The 17,149-nt window shown below is 64.4% G+C and carries 18 protein-coding genes; 13 read left to right on the top strand and 5 right to left on the bottom strand.

The features are described 5' to 3' along the window. Nucleotides 1-7: 7 nt before the first annotated feature. From ACJH7A_RS22755 to ACJH7A_RS22710, 10 genes are all read left to right on the top strand, one after another. Nucleotides 8-1,114: a zinc-binding dehydrogenase gene (locus ACJH7A_RS22755; protein ID WP_212806438.1), complete on the top strand. Its 1,107-nt coding sequence runs from the start codon at nt 8-10 to the stop codon at nt 1,112-1,114. 16 nt (nt 1,115-1,130) lie between these two features. Then, nucleotides 1,131-2,555: an aldehyde dehydrogenase family protein gene (locus ACJH7A_RS22750; RefSeq protein WP_212806439.1), complete on the top strand. Its 1,425-nt coding sequence runs from the start codon at nt 1,131-1,133 to the stop codon at nt 2,553-2,555. Next, nucleotides 2,552-3,328, top strand: a complete 777-nt coding sequence (locus ACJH7A_RS22745; protein ID WP_212806440.1) for a crotonase/enoyl-CoA hydratase family protein — start codon at nt 2,552-2,554, stop codon at nt 3,326-3,328. The genes ACJH7A_RS22750 and ACJH7A_RS22745 overlap by 4 nt, the downstream gene beginning before the upstream one ends. Further along, nucleotides 3,325-4,482, top strand: a complete 1,158-nt coding sequence (locus ACJH7A_RS22740) for an acyl-CoA dehydrogenase family protein (RefSeq protein WP_212806441.1) — start codon at nt 3,325-3,327, stop codon at nt 4,480-4,482. Before ACJH7A_RS22745 ends, ACJH7A_RS22740 begins: the two co-directional genes overlap by 4 nt. A 14-nt stretch (nt 4,483-4,496) precedes the next feature. Further along, complete coding sequence (locus ACJH7A_RS22735; protein ID WP_212806442.1) at nt 4,497-5,540, top strand: acyl-CoA dehydrogenase family protein; 1,044 nt, start codon at nt 4,497-4,499, stop codon at nt 5,538-5,540. A 70-nt stretch (nt 5,541-5,610) separates the two neighbouring features. After that, nucleotides 5,611-6,102: a polyketide cyclase gene (locus tag ACJH7A_RS22730; RefSeq protein ID WP_212806443.1), complete on the top strand. Its 492-nt coding sequence runs from the start codon at nt 5,611-5,613 to the stop codon at nt 6,100-6,102. Continuing rightward, the gene (locus ACJH7A_RS22725) at nt 6,099-6,962 is read left to right on the top strand and encodes an SDR family NAD(P)-dependent oxidoreductase (protein ID WP_212806444.1); all 864 of its coding nucleotides are present in this window, start codon (nt 6,099-6,101) and stop codon (nt 6,960-6,962) included. Before ACJH7A_RS22730 ends, ACJH7A_RS22725 begins: the two co-directional genes overlap by 4 nt. Nucleotide 6,963: 1 nt before the next feature. After that, complete coding sequence (locus ACJH7A_RS22720) at nt 6,964-8,001, top strand: alpha/beta hydrolase (RefSeq protein ID WP_212806445.1); 1,038 nt, start codon at nt 6,964-6,966, stop codon at nt 7,999-8,001. Further along, nucleotides 7,988-9,064 (top strand): hypothetical protein, encoded by a 1,077-nt coding sequence (locus tag ACJH7A_RS22715; protein WP_212806446.1) that lies wholly within the window; start codon nt 7,988-7,990, stop codon nt 9,062-9,064. The genes ACJH7A_RS22720 and ACJH7A_RS22715 overlap by 14 nt, the downstream gene beginning before the upstream one ends. Before the next feature lie 20 nt (nt 9,065-9,084). Continuing rightward, nucleotides 9,085-9,867, top strand: coding sequence for an SDR family NAD(P)-dependent oxidoreductase (locus tag ACJH7A_RS22710; RefSeq protein WP_212806447.1), 783 nt, complete (start codon nt 9,085-9,087; stop codon nt 9,865-9,867). Between the two features lie 113 nt (nt 9,868-9,980). Here ACJH7A_RS22710 and ACJH7A_RS22705 read toward each other — a convergent pair whose 3' ends face one another. Next, on the bottom strand, nt 9,981-10,595 hold the full coding sequence (locus ACJH7A_RS22705) for a TetR/AcrR family transcriptional regulator (RefSeq protein ID WP_212806448.1): 615 nt from the start codon (nt 10,593-10,595) through the stop codon (nt 9,981-9,983). Between the two features lie 263 nt (nt 10,596-10,858). On the opposite strand from ACJH7A_RS22705, the gene ACJH7A_RS22700 reads away from it, so the two are divergent. Further along, nucleotides 10,859-11,791, top strand: coding sequence for a hypothetical protein (locus ACJH7A_RS22700; RefSeq protein ID WP_053855897.1), 933 nt, complete (start codon nt 10,859-10,861; stop codon nt 11,789-11,791). Between the two features lie 43 nt (nt 11,792-11,834). Here ACJH7A_RS22700 and ACJH7A_RS22695 read toward each other — a convergent pair whose 3' ends face one another. Together ACJH7A_RS22695 and ACJH7A_RS22690 are read right to left on the bottom strand one after the other, a co-directional pair. Further along, entirely contained in the window at nt 11,835-12,119 is a 285-nt protein-coding gene (locus ACJH7A_RS22695; RefSeq protein WP_406802752.1) for a ferredoxin, read from the bottom strand. Continuing rightward, nucleotides 12,119-13,267: a Rieske 2Fe-2S domain-containing protein gene (locus tag ACJH7A_RS22690; protein WP_406802751.1), complete on the bottom strand. Its 1,149-nt coding sequence runs from the start codon at nt 13,265-13,267 to the stop codon at nt 12,119-12,121. The genes ACJH7A_RS22695 and ACJH7A_RS22690 overlap by 1 nt, the downstream gene beginning before the upstream one ends. A gap of 142 nt (nt 13,268-13,409) precedes the next feature. Here ACJH7A_RS22690 and ACJH7A_RS22685 point away from each other — a divergent pair, with 142 nt between their 5' ends. Next, entirely contained in the window at nt 13,410-15,137 is a 1,728-nt protein-coding gene (locus ACJH7A_RS22685) for a 3-ketosteroid-delta-1-dehydrogenase (protein ID WP_406802750.1), read from the top strand. Between the two features lie 12 nt (nt 15,138-15,149). Here the strand turns inward: ACJH7A_RS22685 and ACJH7A_RS22680 are convergent, their stop codons facing one another. Then, nucleotides 15,150-15,818, bottom strand: a complete 669-nt coding sequence (locus ACJH7A_RS22680) for a helix-turn-helix transcriptional regulator (protein WP_406802749.1) — start codon at nt 15,816-15,818, stop codon at nt 15,150-15,152. A gap of 204 nt (nt 15,819-16,022) precedes the next feature. On the opposite strand from ACJH7A_RS22680, the gene ACJH7A_RS22675 reads away from it, so the two are divergent. Continuing rightward, complete coding sequence (locus ACJH7A_RS22675) at nt 16,023-16,625, top strand: PaaI family thioesterase (protein WP_020102778.1); 603 nt, start codon at nt 16,023-16,025, stop codon at nt 16,623-16,625. Nucleotides 16,626-16,639: 14 nt separating this feature from the next. Here ACJH7A_RS22675 and ACJH7A_RS22670 read toward each other — a convergent pair whose 3' ends face one another. Beyond that, nucleotides 16,640-17,128 (bottom strand): hypothetical protein, encoded by a 489-nt coding sequence (locus ACJH7A_RS22670; protein ID WP_212806453.1) that lies wholly within the window; start codon nt 17,126-17,128, stop codon nt 16,640-16,642. Nucleotides 17,129-17,149: the final 21 nt, after the last annotated feature.

Raw genomic sequence — 17,149 nt, 5'->3', positions numbered from 1 at the left:
ACAACATATGTACAAAGGCCGCATCGCGCGATTCGATGAGCCCGGCAAGCCATTTCAGATCGAGACCGTCACGCTGCCAGAGGTCGGACCGGGTGAAATCCTGGTCCGCGTGACCCGCGCCAACATCTGCGGGTCGGACGTACACGCCTGGCACGGCACGTTCGCAACCCGAGGTCTCGGTGGGCAACTGCCAACGGTGCTCGGGCACGAAATGGTTGGGGCTGTCGAGGCGCTGGGTGACGGTGTTTCGACCGACTCGAACGGCAAGCCGTTGCAGACCGGCACCCGAGTGGTGTTCCCCTACTTCTACAGCTGCCACAGCTGCCGCAATTGCCTTGCCGGGCGACGAAACGGCTGCCTGAAGCTGAAGATGGCCATGCTGGGCCGGGCCGACGAGCCACCATATTTCGTCGGCGGCTACGGCGATTACTACCTGCTGCCGGCCGGCGCCGTCGTCTACACGGTTCCGGACAGCGTCGCTGACGACATCGCGGCAGGCGCCAATTGTGCTCTGTCCCAGGTGATGTACGGGTTCGAACGCGTCGACCTGCAACTCGGTGAACACGTTGTCGTGCAAGGGGCCGGAGCTCTGGGCCTCTATGCGATCGCGGTCGCCAAAGCGCGCGGCGCCGCGAACGTGATCGCGATCGACGGCATCGCCGAACGGCTGGAGTTGGCGGCCGCCTTCGGTGCCGACACCGTGCTGGATCTGAACCAGGTCGCGACGCCCAGGGACCGAGCCAAAGCCGTTCGTGCGCTGACCGACGGACACGGTGCCGACGTCGTCGTCGAAGTCGTCGGGCACCCCTCGGCGATCGAAGAGGGCCTGCAGATGCTGGGACAGTTCGGCCGCTACGTCGAGATCGGCAACATCAACGCCGGCCAGACGTTCGCCTTCGACCCCTCGCGATTCGTCTTCAGCAACAAGACCATGGTCGGCGTTTCGCTGTACGACCCGGCAGTGCTGTCTCGCGCCCTGACCTTCCTGGACCGTCACCAACATGAACTGCCCTTCGACCGGCTCGCCGCAACGACGTACTCGCTCGACGACATCAATGACGCCTTCGCCGCGGCGGACGGCAAGCGCGACATCCGTGCCAGCATCACCCCGTAGTTCGCAAAGGACGAATATGCACACTCACCAACGTTCCGAGCTTTTCATCGACGGCCGCTGGGTGGCCCCGTCGGGCAGCGGTGTCATCGACGTCGTCGACCCGGCCACCGAAGTGGTGATCGGCCATGTCCCGGCCGGCGACGAAGCCGATGTCGACGCGGCGGTCGCCGCAGCACGCCGCGCCTTCGATCCGGCGATCACCGTCCCAGAGCGGCGGCAGCGGCTGCGCCGGGTGATCGATGCGATGGAGAAGCGCCTGCCGGACATCGCCAACCTCATCACCGCCGAGATGGGCGCCCCGGTACGAATCGCGCAGACGGTGCAAACGCAGGTACCGCTCGCCGTCGCCAACGGCTTTGCCGACGTCTTGGACACGTTCGATTTCGAAGAGCGCGTGGGCAATTCGCTGGTGCTGCGCGAGCCCTACGGGGTTGTCGGCGCCATCACCCCGTGGAACTATCCGCTGTACCAGGTGGTCGCCAAGGTGCTTCCGGCCATCGCCGCGGGCTGCACCGTCGTGCTCAAACCGAGCAACGAGGCACCGCTGTCGGTGTTCGCGTTCATCGAAGCCTGCGAGGAAGCGGGACTGCCGCCCGGGGTGGTCAACATCGTTTCCGGCCCTGGACGGGTGATCGGTGAGCGCCTCGCCAGTCACCCAGACGTCGACTTCGTGTCCTTCACCGGGTCCACCGGGGTGGGATCCCGTGTCGGCGAGCTGGCGGGCCAGTCAGTCAAGAAGGTGGCCCTCGAGCTCGGCGGAAAATCGGCAAACGTCATCCTCGATGGCGCCGACCTGGCCACCGCGGTCAAAGTCGGCGTCGGCAACGCGTTCCTCAACGGCGGCCAGACCTGCATGGCGTGGACGAGAATGCTTGTGCCGCAGAGGCGCTACCGTGAGGCACTAGAACTGATCGAATCGGCGGTGGGCCGCTACACCGTCGGCGATCCCTGGGACCCGGCCACCCGGATCGGCCCGTCCGCCTCACAATCCCAGTTCGACACGGTGCGCGGATTCATCGACCGCGCGCAGCGTGATGGCGCGCGTCTGCTCACCGGGGGCTCCGAGCGGATCCGTGACATCGGGTTCTTCCTGGCACCAACGGTATTCGCCGATGTCGACCCGGAATCTGAACTCGGACAGGAAGAAGTGTTCGGACCCGTACTTGCCGTCATCCCCTATACCGACGACGACGATGCCCTGCGCATCGCCAACGGCACACCCTACGGCCTGTCGGGGGCGGTGTGGGCCGCCGACGACGACACCGCGATCGCGTTCGCACGTCAGATTCAGACCGGACAGCTGGACATCAACGGCGGTCCTTACAACCCCACCGCGCCGTTCGGCGGCTACAAGAAATCGGGAATCGGCCGGGAGCTCGGGCGATTCGGCTTCGAGGAGTATCTGCAGACGAAGTCCCTTCAACTCAGGGCACGGCCGTGAAGGCACCCGTCGATGTCAGCACCAGCGGCTCGATCCAGCTCTGGACGATCGATCTCCCAGAGGCAGGCAACGCCATATCTTCCCCGGATGTGATCGCGGCGATCGAGGCCAACATCGATGCAGCCAACCGCGACAACGCAGTTCGGGCGATCATCCTCACGGGTCGCGGGAAGATCTTTTCGGCCGGCGGCAATGTCAAGGAGATGGCCGACCGCCGCGGCATGTTCGGCCTCGCCCCCATCGACCAGCGTCGTGCGTACATCGATGGCATCCAACGCATCCCACGTGCGATGAGCCGGCTCGAAGTCCCCATCATCGCCGCGGTCAACGGCGCCGCGATCGGCGCCGGCTGCGATCTGGCGATGATGTGTGACATCCGCATCGCCTCGGAGCGCGCGTCATTCGCGGAGAGCTTCGTGCAGCTCGGCTTGATTCCCGGCGACGGCGGATCCTGGTTTCTGCCGCGGGCCATCGGATACTCCCGCGCCGCCGAGCTCACCTTCACCGGTGACCGCATCGATGCCGCAACGGCGCTCGACTGGGGTTTGGTGAGCCGCGTTGTGGCCCATGAGGATCTGCTTGCGGAAGCGCACACCCTGGCCGAGCGCATCGCCGCCAATCCCCCGCACGCGCTGCGGATGGCCAAACGACTGCTTCAGGAATCCATCACCGGCACACTGGAATCGACCCTCAGCATGGCCGCAGCCATGCAACCGCTGGCCCACCATGACACAGCGCACCACGAGCGCATCGCGAAGTGGAAGACCTCATGACGCCGACCCTGAGACGTCTGGTGCCGCCGGCGAGCAGCTCGAACCCAGCTGCTGACGCGTTGCGCGGCCAGGTCCGGACGTTCCTCGCCGAACAACTGGCTGTGGGCGCCTTCACGCCGTCGGTCGACGCCTGGTTGTGCGGCTGGGACGAGACCTTCACCCGTTCGCTGGCACGACAAGGCTGGTTGGGTATGACGGTCCCCGAACACTATGGCGGGCACGGCCGTTCGTTTCACGACCGCTTCGTCGTCACCGAGGAACTACTGGCCGCCGGGGCGCCGGTGGCCGCCCATTGGATCGCCGACCGCCAGATCGTGCCGTCGCTTCTCAAGTACGGCACCGAAGAACAGAAGCACGAGTACCTGCCCCGCATCGTCCGCGGTGAGTGCTTCTTCGGCATCGGAATGAGCGAGCCCGACTCAGGATCGGATCTCGCGAGCGTGCGCACGCGAGCAGTCCGTGCCGACGGGGGCTGGGCGATCACCGGGACCAAGGTATGGACCTCGGGGGCGCACCGGGCCCACGCGTTCATCGTCTTGGCCCGCACCGCACCGGCGGACTCGGCACATCGGCACGCGGGGCTCAGCCAGTTCATCGTCGACTTCGCCACCGAGGGCGTAGACGTTCGGCCCATCATCTCCATGAACGGTGGGCACCACTTCAATGAGGTGATTCTCGATGAGGTGTTCGTGCCCGACTCCCGGGTCTTCGGAGAAATCGGGCAGGGTTGGAGCCAGGTGACCTCCGAGTTGAGCTTCGAGAGAAGTGGCCCGGAACGGTTCCTCTCGACGTTTCCACTCCTGGGCTTTGCACTCGAACAGGCTGCTCCACAAGATGTTTCGTGCGACGTCGAGATGGGCCGATTGGTGGCACGTATCGCCGGGCTGCATCACACATCGATGGCTGTGGCAGATGCCCTGCAACGCGGCGAGGCCGCCGATGTCTCCGCAGCCGTGGTCAAGGTCCTCGGCACCACCGTCGAGGGCGATATCGCCGACTACGCCGATCTGCGCACCGGTGATGAGAGCAGGGTCGACTCGTCGTGGGCCGATCTGGTGTTCCACGCGGTCGACCAGCGCCCCGGATTCACCCTGCGCGGCGGAACCAACGAGGTACTGCGCGGCGTCATCGCGCGGGGATTGGGGTTGCGATGAACGCAATCGGATCGATGACAAGCGCGCCGACAGTCGATCGCGATCTGGTCGACATGATGGACGCCGTCTTCGCCGACCACCGGCTGTCCCACGATCCTGGGCCGGCCGAGGCACGAGTCGACTTTGACCGCACATTGTGGCAACGGCTCGATGAGCTCGGGCTGGTGCGGCTGACCGGTTCGGAACAATCCGGCGGTAGCGGCGCGAGCTGGCGCGAATCGGCTGAATTACTCACCGCCGCAGTGCGGCACGGGGTACGGCTGCCGTTGGCCGAGCATGATCTCTTGGCGTGCTGGCTGCTGGAGGCCGTCGGCCACGAAGTCGACGACGCGCTCCGCACGATCCACGTGGTGCCGCAACCCGATGCACCTCGGGCGCCGACGCCCTGGGCCGGCTCCGCCGACCGGATCGTCACCGTGTGGCGGACCGGCGACGGCTATCGTGTCGCCGATGTCGACACCACGGAAATCACGATCGCCCCGGGACGCAACCTGATCGGCGAACCGCGCGACACCGTGAGAGTCGATGCGGCCGGGTGGCCCGGACAGGCGGTAGCGCCCGAGTTGGTCACCGAACTCGAGCGCAAGGCCGCGTTGGTGAGAGCCATTCAGGTTTGTGCCGCACTGGATTGCGCGATCGCGGCCTCGGTTGAGCACGTGATGTCGCGCATCCAGTTCGGCCGTCCCCTCGCCAAGTTCCAGGCGATCCAGAACCTGATCGCAGATGCCGCCGCCGAGGCGGCGGTTGCGCGCTCGGCTACCGAAGCGGCACTGCACACCGCACTCGAAACAGGATGGCTGACAGACCATCTCGACTTCCAGATCGCAGTCGCACGGTCCTGCGCTGGGCATGCGGCGTCGGCCGTGACACGTCATGCCCACCAGGTGCACGGTGCGATCGGGACGACACGCGAACACCGCCTGCACGAATGGACCCGCGCAGCCCTGGCGTGGCGCTCGGAGAACGGTTCTGTGCACTTCTGGGACCGGAAGGTCGCCGCCGCGGCGGCTGAAGCAGGCCGCACCGGCGTGTGGGCGTTGATCACTGGCACCGGGTAGCTTTCGGGATTATTCCGGTGACCGGTCACGGGCGCTGTGACGAGCAACTCCGGCGAGTTGACTGACCGGTATGAGCAACTCGATCAGCTTGCCTGAGGCCCAAGAATTCATCGCCGAGTTCTGGTTTCACTACGACCAGGGAAACTTCGCCGAAGTGGCGGCTCGGATCGGCGACGAGATGGAGTATCTGAGCCGTTCGGATTCCGGAAACTGCCCATTCGAGCATCTGCTGGCGGCCGAATTGCACGGCGGCGCAGAGACTCTCGCCTGGCTCACCGAGCACCGCAACGAGAACCCGTACCCGTGCCGCCACCACGCGACCAACGTCTTCCGGACCGGAACCGAGGGTGAGGTCACGACGGTGCGGTTCTATCTGTACGTCAACCAGATCACCAACAACGTCCCGTTCGGGGTGTCGAGCGGCGTGGTCGACGTCGGCATTCGGCGCGCGGGTGATGCGTTGGTGTTCACCTCGATGACGGTGGTGCTGGACGCCGAGAACTCGATCCCGCTCGCCGAGCACGCCGCGAAGGCCGCGGCCGCCAACGGGCAACCCGCGTGACCGCTGACGCGATCTTCGGTGGTGGCGTGGCCGTCATCACCGGCGCCGGCGCCGGCATCGGCGCCGGCCTGGCGCGTCACGCCAGTCAGCTCGGTATGACGGTGGTGTTGGCCGACATCGACGCCGCCGCCATTGCGGCTCTGCGTGACGAAATCCGCGTGGCCGGAGGAAACGCAGTCGACGCCGTCTGCGACGTTCGTGATGCCGCGGCGGTACAGCGGCTGGCGGACAGGGTATTCGACGAATTCGGTGCCGTGCGACTGCTGGTCAACAACGCGGGAGTCGAACAGTTCGGCTACCTGTGGGATACCCCATTGGCCAACTGGCAGCGGATCGTCGACGTCAACATCAACGGCGTATTCCATGGCATTCGCGCGTTTCTGCCACGAATGATGTCCACCGATGCGCCCGCGTGGGTGTGGAATCTGTCTTCGATCGGCGGGGTCGCCGTGGTTCCCCTGCAGGCGCCCTACATCATGAGCAAGCATGCCGTGCTGGCGCTGACCGAATGCCTGAATCTCGAGGTGCAGTCCGCAGGCCATGCTCGTCACATTCACGTCCAGGCCGTCCTGCCGGGAGCCGTCGTCTCCAACATCTTCGAATCCGCGGGCGGAGTCGACACCGGGAACACCGATGCCGCCGAGGGGCAGCGCGCGGCCATGCTCGATATCAAAGCAGCCGCAATGGACCCCCTCGCCGCCGCACAGGTGGTCTTCGATCAAGCCGCCGAAGGACGCTTCTATCTCATCACCCAACCGGACTATGTCGGTGCGGCGATGTCCGAACGTGCCCGCGTACTGACCAGCCAGCAGGCGCCACAACTGCGCGAGCATCGCCGGTTCGACCCCACCCACAACTGAGATGCCTACACCACAACTCGATCACGATGCCGCCGTCCGGGTCGCATCTTTCGGAGACATCGCACCGATGCGGACCCGCGGCCTGCCGGCCGTCCGCGCCGGTATCGAATCCGCGCCGCTCCCTGACATGCCGACCATGGCCAGCACACAGAACCTCACGGCCCCGGGGCCTGCCGGCCCGCTGGCGGTCCGCCTGTACCGGCCCAGCACGGATGAACGCCTCCCAGTCCTGGTCTACTTCCACGGCGGCGGGCTCGTCATGGGCTCCAACCACTCGTTCGAACCGTTGGCGAGAGAACTGGCCCACGCCACCGGAGTCGCCGTCGCAGCCGTCGAGTACCGCCTGGCACCGGAGTCACCACCACCCGCGCAGTTCGACGACGCCTACGCAGCGACGGAATGGATCGCCGCCAATGCGTCCGAACTCGACATCGACGCCGGACGGCTGGGGGTGGTCGGCGACAGTGCCGGTGGATCACTGGCTGCCGCAGTGGCTTTGGCGGCGCGTGACCACGCCGGGCCGCAGATAACCCTGCAGGTCCTGCTCTACCCCGGCCTGGATCGCGACATGGGCGCACCATCGATCACCGCGATGCCCGACGCACCGATGCTGCGCCACGACGACATCGTCTACATGCACGAACTGGTCGACCGTAGTGGCGATTGGCCGCATTCGCACTATCAGGTGCCGGCCTACGCAACCGATCTGAGCGGCCTGCCCCAGGCGATCGTGGTCACCGGCGAGTGCGACCCCATCCGGGACTGGGGTGAGCGCTACGCCAATCGGTTACGGGAGGCGGGAGTACAGACCACTCTCACGCGTTATCCCGGGATGTACCACGGGTTCTTGATGCGATCAGACGCGACCGCCCGCGGCCGGCTGGCCATGGCCGAAGTCGGTGCGCTGGTGCGCGCAAAGTTCGCCCATCCCGGTGCCACCGGCCGATCCACCAACGGATCCCTCATGCAAAGCGCTTCTGCCCCAACGTCGACAGTCGACACACTCACCACCGAAGGAGAACACCATGCTGACCGATGAGCGGCGACGCGAGCTGTCCGACGTCCTCCGTCCCGCCGCGCCACCGCGCGAGATCACCGATGTCTACACCCCCGACCAGCGGCGGCGACTGCTCGACATTGTGCACGACCAGGGCCCGTGGAAGCTGATCATCGCGCAGCACTTCGCCTCCGCGGACGAGCTGATGGCGACCATGAGCGGTTCGTTCCCAGAGGGGTTCACCCCGTCCCTGGATCTGTTTCTCACTCCGACGTTCCGCGGCTATCTCGCCAATTACGGTGCCGTCCTGTACCCCGAGCTGCACGACTGCTTCTACCACAGCGCCTTCCTCGAGCACGCCAAGAGCTACTGGAACGCGCAGTACGCGAAGCCACAGATAATGCTGTTCAACATCAATGGCCCATGCGCCAACCGCGATCCCGGTCATCTGGACTCCCCGAGCTTCCGTGGTGTGCGCTACGAGAACGCACCCACCTGGCTGTGCAGCGTGATGGGCAAATCAGGGCTGTTCACCGATTACCTGATCAAGATGGCCCAGGTCATCACCTGGTTCTCCCTCGATGAACAATCAGGATTCACGTACTGGCCCGACGGACCGCTCAAGGCGCCCGGACGGGTACTGCCGCCGATCAACAACCGGGGTGTGGTCGTGCAGAACGAGATGATGATGCATCGCGGCGAGGCCAACGGGCCTCTGGCACAGCAGGTTCCCGCCGGCCTGTCCTTCGACACCGTGTTCACCGGCGACCCGGCCGACCGGGATCAATGGTTGCTGAAGAACGGTGACGATGTCATCGGGAGTCACCACACCGACGAGCTGAGGTTCCTGGTGCACTGGTCCGCCGAAGTGTTCTCGGACTACGACGAACTGAAGAAGAACATGGATGGCTCCGACGACATCACGATCGAACGCGCCATCGGCATGATGGTCGATGACCTCAAAGGCAAGGGCATCAAACTCGACGTCCCCAGCGAGCCCCTCCACGACGCCGCGTTCATCGGCGCACTCAACGCGGCCTACGACTTGGGTGCCCCGACGACGTACCCGGAAGACGCGCCTGTCAGCGCGTTCCAACTCGCATAGACCGCGAAAGGCACTGGAAAATGGATCGTTTCACCGACCGTCGCGTCATCGTGACGGGGGCCGGGTCCGGCATCGGCGCGGCCACCACCGCACGGCTGCTCGATGAGGGCGCCACCGTGGTGGCCTACGACATCGCCGCCGACGGACTGGCGACCACTGCCGACGCTGCGGAAAACGCCGGCACCGCCAAGCGCCTGACCACCGCGACACTCGACATCTCGGACGAGAATGCAGTCATCGCCGCCGTCGACGGTGCGGTGGCTGAGTTGGGTGGCCTCGACGTACTCGTCAACGTCGCGGCGATACAGACCTGTTCGCATACCCACGAGACCACGTTGGCGGACTGGAACCGGACGCTCGCAGTCAATCTCACCGGTACCTTCCTGATGACACGTCAGGCACTCCCGGCCCTGCTGGAGTCGGGCCGTGGCGTGGTGGTGAACTTCACCTCCACCGCGGCGACTTTCGCCCACCCCTACATGGCGGCCTACGCCGCCAGCAAGGGCGCGGTCCTGAGCTTCACCCACTCACTGGCACTGGAGTACTCGAAACAGGGCCTGCGTGCGGTGAACGTCCAGCCAGGCGGTGTCTCTACCGCGTTGGCCAACACCACACTCGAGAAGATGCCCGAAGGCTACGACTTGGGATTGTGGGCCAAGCAGACGCCGCTACTGCACGGCCGGGACAACCCGATCCTCGGCGATCCGAGTGCTGTCGCCGCGGTGATCGCCATGGTGGCCTCCGACGACGGCGCATTCATCACCGGCACCGAAATCCGGGTCGACGGCGGCGCGCACGCGTAGTCCCCCGACTTTCCCTCGGGCACGATGCCTCGATGTCAAGAAAGCACGCCGGTTCCGCACGGGAAGCTGCGCAGGACCGGCGTGCCGCGGGGCCCTACCGGACGAGGCACCCATCAGTTTCCCGGTTCGGCGCCCGGCAAGGCCCCGACAACCATCCCCATCCCGGTCCGCAGCACCGATCGCAGGCGGTCGAAGTCACCGTGCTCGACCCACTGCACATAGGCATGCCGGCACGCCTGAATGATCAACTGCGCCGGTAACTCCCGCGTCATCGGATCATCGTCCAGGCCGATCCGGGTGTCGAGAAACTCGGTGATCGGCCCGACAAGTTCTTGACCCCAGTCCAACCAACGCAGCCGATACTGGGGTGCACCGACCACCAGTGCCATGAACGTGCGGTCGAACTCCACCTGTCCACGTTTGGGCACCTCGGTACTGAATGCGTCCACGAGGATGTCCACGACATCACCGTCTGGCGGAGCGGCCGACAATACCTCGACGCTGAGCCTGCCGAACTGACGGAACAGCGGCATGACGACGTCTTCTTTGACCGGAAAATGCCGATGAAAAGTCCGCGGCGCGATACCGACGGCCTGGCAGATGCGCTCGACCGTCGCCGACGTCGATCCCTCCGCGAGGAAGATGTCACGCGCGGCAATGGCGATATCCAGTCGGAGCTCCTCGGCACGGCGCTCCGTCAGCGTCGCCGTCCTACCCTCAGCCCGCATGCATCCTCCTGGTTTCGGCGTTGCGGCTCATAGTATTTCGTCTCCCTTGCAATGCGGCGCCGGCACGGCAATCCGTATCCCGATGACAGGGAATCCGGTAGTGACGTACGTCTCCCGAACACTACCGTTGAACCTGTCAGATTCTGACATGCATGCTGAATCTGACAGCGGGATGCCCGCCGCGTTGCCAGCCGCGAAACAGTGGTCGCTACCCGTCCCGCGCCTATTGATGCTCACCCGGCACAGCCCACCGAGGAGGAAACATGACCCCCGAATCTGAAGAAATCACCACGGAGACCAAGGAATTGAATTACGACGACTACACCCACGACTTCATGGGCAAGGTCGGCAACATCCAGGACTTCTCCCGCGACTTTCTGGTCGGCCTGGCACGCGTGTTCGAGGATGTTCTGAACTTCATGCCGTATGCGCACGTGAAGATCTATTCGGAGAAGGTCGGCATCAATGCCGCGATGGATGTGACCGCCCAGGTCTCCCGGGCCGGCATGCGTCAGGTCATGCCCATGGGACGCTTCATCGCTCCGCCCGGTTGGGACTGGAAAGACGCGCAATACCAAGCGATTCCGTTCGACGTACAGACCGAGGATCTCACGAAGCCGGCTCTGATCCGCCTGATCAAGACCTACTGGGACCAGTACCTCAAGGGGCACAACTACCTCATCGACCAATGGACGAAGATCATTCCCGAAGAGGAGGTATGGCTGGGGCTGCCCGACATGTACCAGCTCATCATCGACTACCAGTACCCGAAACTGGCGAAGGTCCTCAAGATCGAGCCGGTGCATGTGGTGGACTTCCTGAAACTGGCGGTGTTGAGCATCGACGGCACCCTGGGCTACGGGGGCGAATACATCGTCTACAACCCGGACCACGTCGTGTTGAACATGCGCCGTTGCGAGGTGCTGCAGAAGTACACCGACGAGGGCCTGTACCCGCCAGCGCGCGCCTGGATGAATTGCACTTTCGAGCAACGCATTTCGGCACCGTTCTTTCCTGGCTGCAAACTGGCCATCAACCTGCCACCCAAGGACTTCAAATTCGCCCAAGGTGAGCCGTTCTGCGTGTGGACCTACACCCGTGGTGAAGAGAACCACGCGGCCGCGGCGGCTGCGCCGGATCCACGGGCCACCGCGATGGAGCGGCTCCCTCTCATGGACGTGACGGTGTCCAGCTAGAAACCGTGGGGCTGCGCCGTGACTGACGGCGCAGCCCATTTCATCAGTCTGAGAAGCTGCCGTCGACGACCGGAAGCGTCCCCGCGCGTACGGCATCATCGATCGCTCCGCTGAGCGCCGAGCACGCCAGGAACAGGCTGCGATCTCCATACGCCGCCAATTGTTGTACCGTGCAGCGCTCCTCACAACGGCCGAGAGCGGTACCGGTCCACTGCACGCTGGTCTGACTCCAGCTGCTCTTGCGGACCAGTACGGCAGCTCCGCACCGCAGGCAATCCACCGGCACCATCGGCATGTCGTCGAGCCGGTTGTCGTGCGGTGCCGTCATCACCCGATAGGACTGGACGCCGCGGCCCGGGCAGCAAGATTCGCCTCGACCTCTTTCATCCACGCTTCCCGGGGCCGCGTCGTGTCCAGCTCGAATTCGAACCGGTCAACCATGTCCCGCGTGACATCGGCGACGTCGACATAGAACTGCTCGTACCAACGGCGCAACTGGTACACCGGCCCGTCTTCTTCGACGAGAAGCGGATTGTCGATGCGAGTCTTGCTGCGCCAGATCTCCACGTCCTGCTCGAAGCCCATCTTGACGAAATCGCCCAGTGCGATGGCTGTTTCGACGGCGAGCTCGTCGGGCATGGACGGATTCTTCTCCACAACGATGCCGTATTGCAGCGCGAAGGAGTTCTCGTCGATCGGATAGTGGCAGTTGATCAACACAGTGTGCTGATCGAAACCCTCGTAGTGGTAGGTCAGCTCATCGATCATGAATGACGGTCCGTGGTAGGCGGCCAGGGATGTCGTCCCCAGAATCGTCGCGCCCTCCTCGGGATCGCCAAGATCCGGCCGTCCCGCGCTTTTCATGTATTGGGTCGCGACGTGACCTTCGAAGATGTTCTTGAAGTGGGTGGGCAGCGAGCCATGGATGTAGAAGAAGTGCGCCATGTCGACCACGTTGTCGATGATCTCGCGGCAGTTGGTGTGCACCACCGTGGTGTACCAGTGCCAGTCGGTCCAACCATCGCTGGTGGCGCCTTCGATGCGAGGGATGGTCACATCCTGTGGTGGCTCATTGTGCTCGGGATCATTCCACACGAACAGCATGCCGTCTTGCTGCAATGTGGGCCAAGCCGCGGTGCGGGCCAGCCGCGGTGTGCGCTTGGCGTACGGAACCAGCTTGCATCGGCCGTCCCCACCCCAGCGCCAATCGTGGAAGGGGCACGCGATCTCGTTTCCCTTGACCGTGCCCTGGGACAGGTCGCCACCCATGTGCCGGCAGTATCCGTCCAGGACGCTGATGGCGCCGTCCTCGCCGCTGAACACCACCAGCTTCTGCCCGAAAGCGTTGATCTGGTGCGGTTTTCCGTCCGCGAAATCACGGATGAGACCCAGGCAGTGCCAGCCTCTGGCAAACCTGGTCGGCACCGAACCAGCTTCGATCAACCGGATGTCGTCGGCTTCGGATTGGGCTGTCATTGTTCGGTCCGTCCTTCAATCTGAAATCGCCATCCTGACAACATCATTGAACTGTGCGCGCCGCTTGCCGCGAGATCGGCGTTCCCGCTGACAGGAATTTCCCGGCGAGAAATGTGTCTCTGCGGTTTTAATGTCATTGATCGTGACCGCCTCGACGCACACCACGATCCCCGCTGGTCTGACCATCGCTGATACCGAAGTCGACCTTCTCGTCGTCGGGACCGGCACCGGCCTGGGCGCCGCACTGGCCGCACGTGAACAGGGCTTGTCGGTACTCGTGATCGAAAAGTCCTCCTACGTCGGTGGTTCAACGGCCCGTTCCGGCGGCGCCCTGTGGCTGCCCGCGAGCCCCGTCATCGAAGAGTGCGGCGGCGTCGATACCGCACAGCGGGCGAGCACCTATCTCGATGCGGTCGTTGGTGATTCAGCTCCGCAGGACCGTTCGACCGCTTATCTGCGCAACCTGCCGGCGACGGTCGACATGCTGCGCCGGACCACTCCGATGAAGCTGTTCTGGGCGAAGGACTACTCCGACTACCACCCCGAGGCACCCGGCGGTTCAGCCGCCGGCCGCACCTGCGAATGCCGCCCGTTGAATACCTCGATTCTCGGTGAGTACCTGGCTGACCTGCGTCCCGGAGTGATGGAGGTCAGCATTCCAATGCCGACGACGGGCGCCGACTACCGCTGGTTGAACCTGATGAGCCGGATGCCGCGCAAGGGGTTGCCCACGGTCGTCAAGCGCCTCGCGCAGGGACTCGGCGGACTCGCACTGGGTCGCCGCTACGCCGCCGGCGGGCAGGGCCTGGCCGCCGGCCTGTTCGCCGGCGCGATTCGCGCCGACATTCCCATCTGGCTGGACACCTCGCTGACCGGCCTCGTCACCGATGACGATGGTCGGGTGACCGCCGCGACCGTCGTCCATGCGGATTCCGTATTCACGATCACCGCCCGGCATGGCGTGGTGCTCGCCGCGGGCGGATTCGACCACGACATGGACATGCGGTGGAAGTTCCAGTCCGAATCCCTCGGACGCAATCTCAGCTTGGGAGCACGATCCAACACAGGCGACGCCATCCGGATAGGCCAGGAGGTCGGCGCCGGTATCGCCTCAATGGATCAATCGTGGTGGTTCCCCGCAGTGGCACCGCTGCCCGGCGCGGCCCCTGCGGTCATGCTGGCCGAACGCTCGCTGCCCGGATCATTCATCGTCGATCAGACGGGCCGCCGTTTCGCCAATGAATCGGCGGACTACATGAGCTTCGGTCAGCGGGTACTGGAACTTGAAGCTGCCGGCACCCCGGTTGAGTCGATGTGGATCGTTTTCGATCAGCAGTACCGCAACAGCTACGTATTCGCAGCGGAGCTGTTTCCCCGGATGCCGATACCCCGACGCTGGTATGACGCCGGAATCGCTTTTCGGGCAGACAATCTCACCGATCTCGCCGCACAGATCAACGTTCCGGCGGGTACCTTCCGTGCGACAGTGGACCGGTTCAACGAGAACGCGTTCACGGGTGAGGACCCGGATTTCGGGCGCGGCCGGAGCGCCTACGACCGCTACTACGGTGACCCGACGATCACGCCGAACCCCAATCTGCGTCCGCTGCTGAGTGGTCCGTTCTATGCCGTGAAAATGGTGCTCAGCGATCTCGGTACCTGTGGTGGTCTGCTCGCCGACGGTCATGCGCGCGTACTGCGGGAGGACGGCACGGTCATCGACGGTCTGTACGCGATCGGGAACACCGCCGCCAACGCCTTCGGCCGCACGTATCCGGGTGCCGGCGCCACCATCGCACAAGGTCTGGTTTTCGGCCACATTGCCGCTCAGCACGCTGCGCAGAACAGACTGGCCGCACAGGCTCGGTGAGACGCCCCGACGTCAGTCGGCGGCGTCTTCGGCAGCCGCCCTACGTTCGACCTCGTACCAGAAGGAGAGATCGGGCCAGGCGATGGCGCCGCCCTTGCTCGTGTTCGGCAGGGTTGCCTCCGCCTCGTCCAAATCCTTGATGAGGTTCAGGGCAAGGTCCCGTTCAGACGTGTAATACCGGTCGGCCCAGGTCAAGGCCAGTTTGGCGTAACCCCATGTGGGATCAGCGCCGGACCACTTGGCTTCCCTGGCGGCTTCACGCTGCAACTGGTCGATTTGAGCAACGTGTTCGTGCAAGAGCTTCTTGAGCGCGGCCGGATCGCTCAAATGGCCCAACATCACCCGCAGAATCGCTGGATGCTTCAGCGTAGGCAGCTCGATCGGTGCTTCCTTGGCCCACCGGGAAACCGCATCCAATCCTTTGTCGGTAATTTTGTAGAGTCGCCGGTAACGAGCGCCCTTTCCCTCCACGCGCGAACTCAGCAGCCCGAGCTTTTCCAGCTTCTTCAGCTCTGCGTAAATCTGGCTGTAGGCGGGGCTTCCGAAAAAGAAGCGCATGCTCCAGTGGATCCACTTGCGGATGTCATAGCCCGACAGCTCGCGCTCGTACGACAGCATCCCCAGCAAGGCCCAGTTGATCGCGGGCAGCGAAGGTATGTCTGACGTCTCGGGTTCTCCCACACTCTCAGGTTAACAATCGGGCCTCTGAAGACGTCGCACCTCGACCGCCAACCGGGATTTTGCCTTGCTCGACGACGCCACGCCGACCGACAGTGATTGCCAGGTCATCAGTAGACAAGGAGCGACATGGGACTCGGGAACCAAGGGGTGCACGCAGCCTTCGCGGCACGCGGTGCGCGGAGGGAACCGGCGAGCGGGCCCCGCATGAGGGAGACGAACGCACCTCAGGTCCCCGAAGCGCTCTACGCGTCCCTCACAGACTCGGTCCGTCGACTCGTCGACTTCACGATTCGCAGCGAATGTGACGCCGCGACCATCGAATCAGTCCGCGCCAAAATCGACGCTGCCACAGACGAACTCGGCCGTGCGCTGATGCCGGGCTCATTCGGTGTCCAACAGGAGGTCAGCGGGTCGTCCATCGCTTGGGGCAACGCGGTCATCGGATTGCGTAACGCGCTCGCTCCCCCGCTCGACGTTCATCACGACGATGACGGAACGGCTTGGGCCGAAACCACATTGGGTGCGGCGTACGAAGGACCCAGTGGCCAGGTTCATGGGGGTATCTGCGCTTTGCTGCTCGACCATGTCTTGGGTGCGACAGCACACAAACCCGGCCAACCCGCAGTCACGGGAACGCTGACGATCCGCTACGAGAAGGGCACCGCGCTGGGACCTGTCCGGATCGCAGCCCATATCGACCGCATCGAGGGTGTGAAAACCTTTGCCGTGGGCCATATCGCTACGTCTGACGGCGTGACGGTGCGTGCAGAAGGGGTTTTCATCCATCCCCGTAGGTCCACCACGTGAGACGGCACGGTCAGCTACGTCGGCGTCAACGTGAACGGCAGCCAGTAGGTCCCGGCCCCGTCACCCGGACAGCCCGGTGCGGCCACGGTGAACGTCCGCTCCCCGGAGAAACTGCCGTCGCCGTCGGGTTTCAGGAAATCGGACCGGAATGCCGTCACCGCAGCACCATTCGGGCCGCAGTGGAACGGATAGTCTCCCGATGACTCCCAGCGGTCGCCCGTCCAGCGGTAGTCGAACAGCACCGGTGCGTTCGGATTCTCTTTGAGCTCAGTCATTCTCAGCCAGTGCGCAATACAACCACCGGCGTCGCACACGGTCCGGAACAGGGCCGCCTGGGTCGACGGGTCCGAGGTGTCGGGACGGCCGTTGAACGTCTGCCGCGAATGATCGAGAAACGTGTCGTAGCTCCCGTACAGCGGGACCGGTTCCGCACGATCAGCGTGCGCCAGCGGAGCCGTCACCAGCAGTACCGATGCGGGCAATGCACAGATTTTCGGCAGCATGACTTTGAATAGCACACTGCC

The organism is Mycobacterium sp. SMC-17, assembly GCF_045310915.1.
Classification (GTDB): Bacteria; Actinomycetota; Actinomycetes; order Mycobacteriales; family Mycobacteriaceae; genus Mycobacterium.
Note: the sequence above shows the minus strand (reverse complement) of the source record. Positions and strands in the feature narration are given on the sequence as shown.

Coding starts and splice junctions, on each gene's coding strand:
- ACJH7A_RS22750 (WP_212806439.1), top strand. CDS start 1,131: ATGCACACTCACCAACGTTCCGAGCTTTTCATCGACGGCCGCTGGGTG.
- ACJH7A_RS22695 (WP_406802752.1), bottom strand. CDS start 12,119: ATGACGGCACCGCACGACAACCGGCTCGACGACATGCCGATGGTGCCG.
- ACJH7A_RS22715 (WP_212806446.1), top strand. CDS start 7,988: ATGCTGACCGATGAGCGGCGACGCGAGCTGTCCGACGTCCTCCGTCCC.
- ACJH7A_RS22705 (WP_212806448.1), bottom strand. CDS start 10,595: ATGCGGGCTGAGGGTAGGACGGCGACGCTGACGGAGCGCCGTGCCGAG.
- ACJH7A_RS22730 (WP_212806443.1), top strand. CDS start 5,611: ATGAGCAACTCGATCAGCTTGCCTGAGGCCCAAGAATTCATCGCCGAG.
- ACJH7A_RS22675 (WP_020102778.1), top strand. CDS start 16,023: ATGAGGGAGACGAACGCACCTCAGGTCCCCGAAGCGCTCTACGCGTCC.
- ACJH7A_RS22755 (WP_212806438.1), top strand. CDS start 8: ATGTACAAAGGCCGCATCGCGCGATTCGATGAGCCCGGCAAGCCATTT.
- ACJH7A_RS22670 (WP_212806453.1), bottom strand. CDS start 17,128: ATGCTGCCGAAAATCTGTGCATTGCCCGCATCGGTACTGCTGGTGACG.
- ACJH7A_RS22690 (WP_406802751.1), bottom strand. CDS start 13,267: ATGACAGCCCAATCCGAAGCCGACGACATCCGGTTGATCGAAGCTGGT.
- ACJH7A_RS22740 (WP_212806441.1), top strand. CDS start 3,325: ATGACGCCGACCCTGAGACGTCTGGTGCCGCCGGCGAGCAGCTCGAAC.
- ACJH7A_RS22720 (WP_212806445.1), top strand. CDS start 6,964: ATGCCTACACCACAACTCGATCACGATGCCGCCGTCCGGGTCGCATCT.
- ACJH7A_RS22710 (WP_212806447.1), top strand. CDS start 9,085: ATGGATCGTTTCACCGACCGTCGCGTCATCGTGACGGGGGCCGGGTCC.
- ACJH7A_RS22735 (WP_212806442.1), top strand. CDS start 4,497: ATGACAAGCGCGCCGACAGTCGATCGCGATCTGGTCGACATGATGGAC.
- ACJH7A_RS22700 (WP_053855897.1), top strand. CDS start 10,859: ATGACCCCCGAATCTGAAGAAATCACCACGGAGACCAAGGAATTGAAT.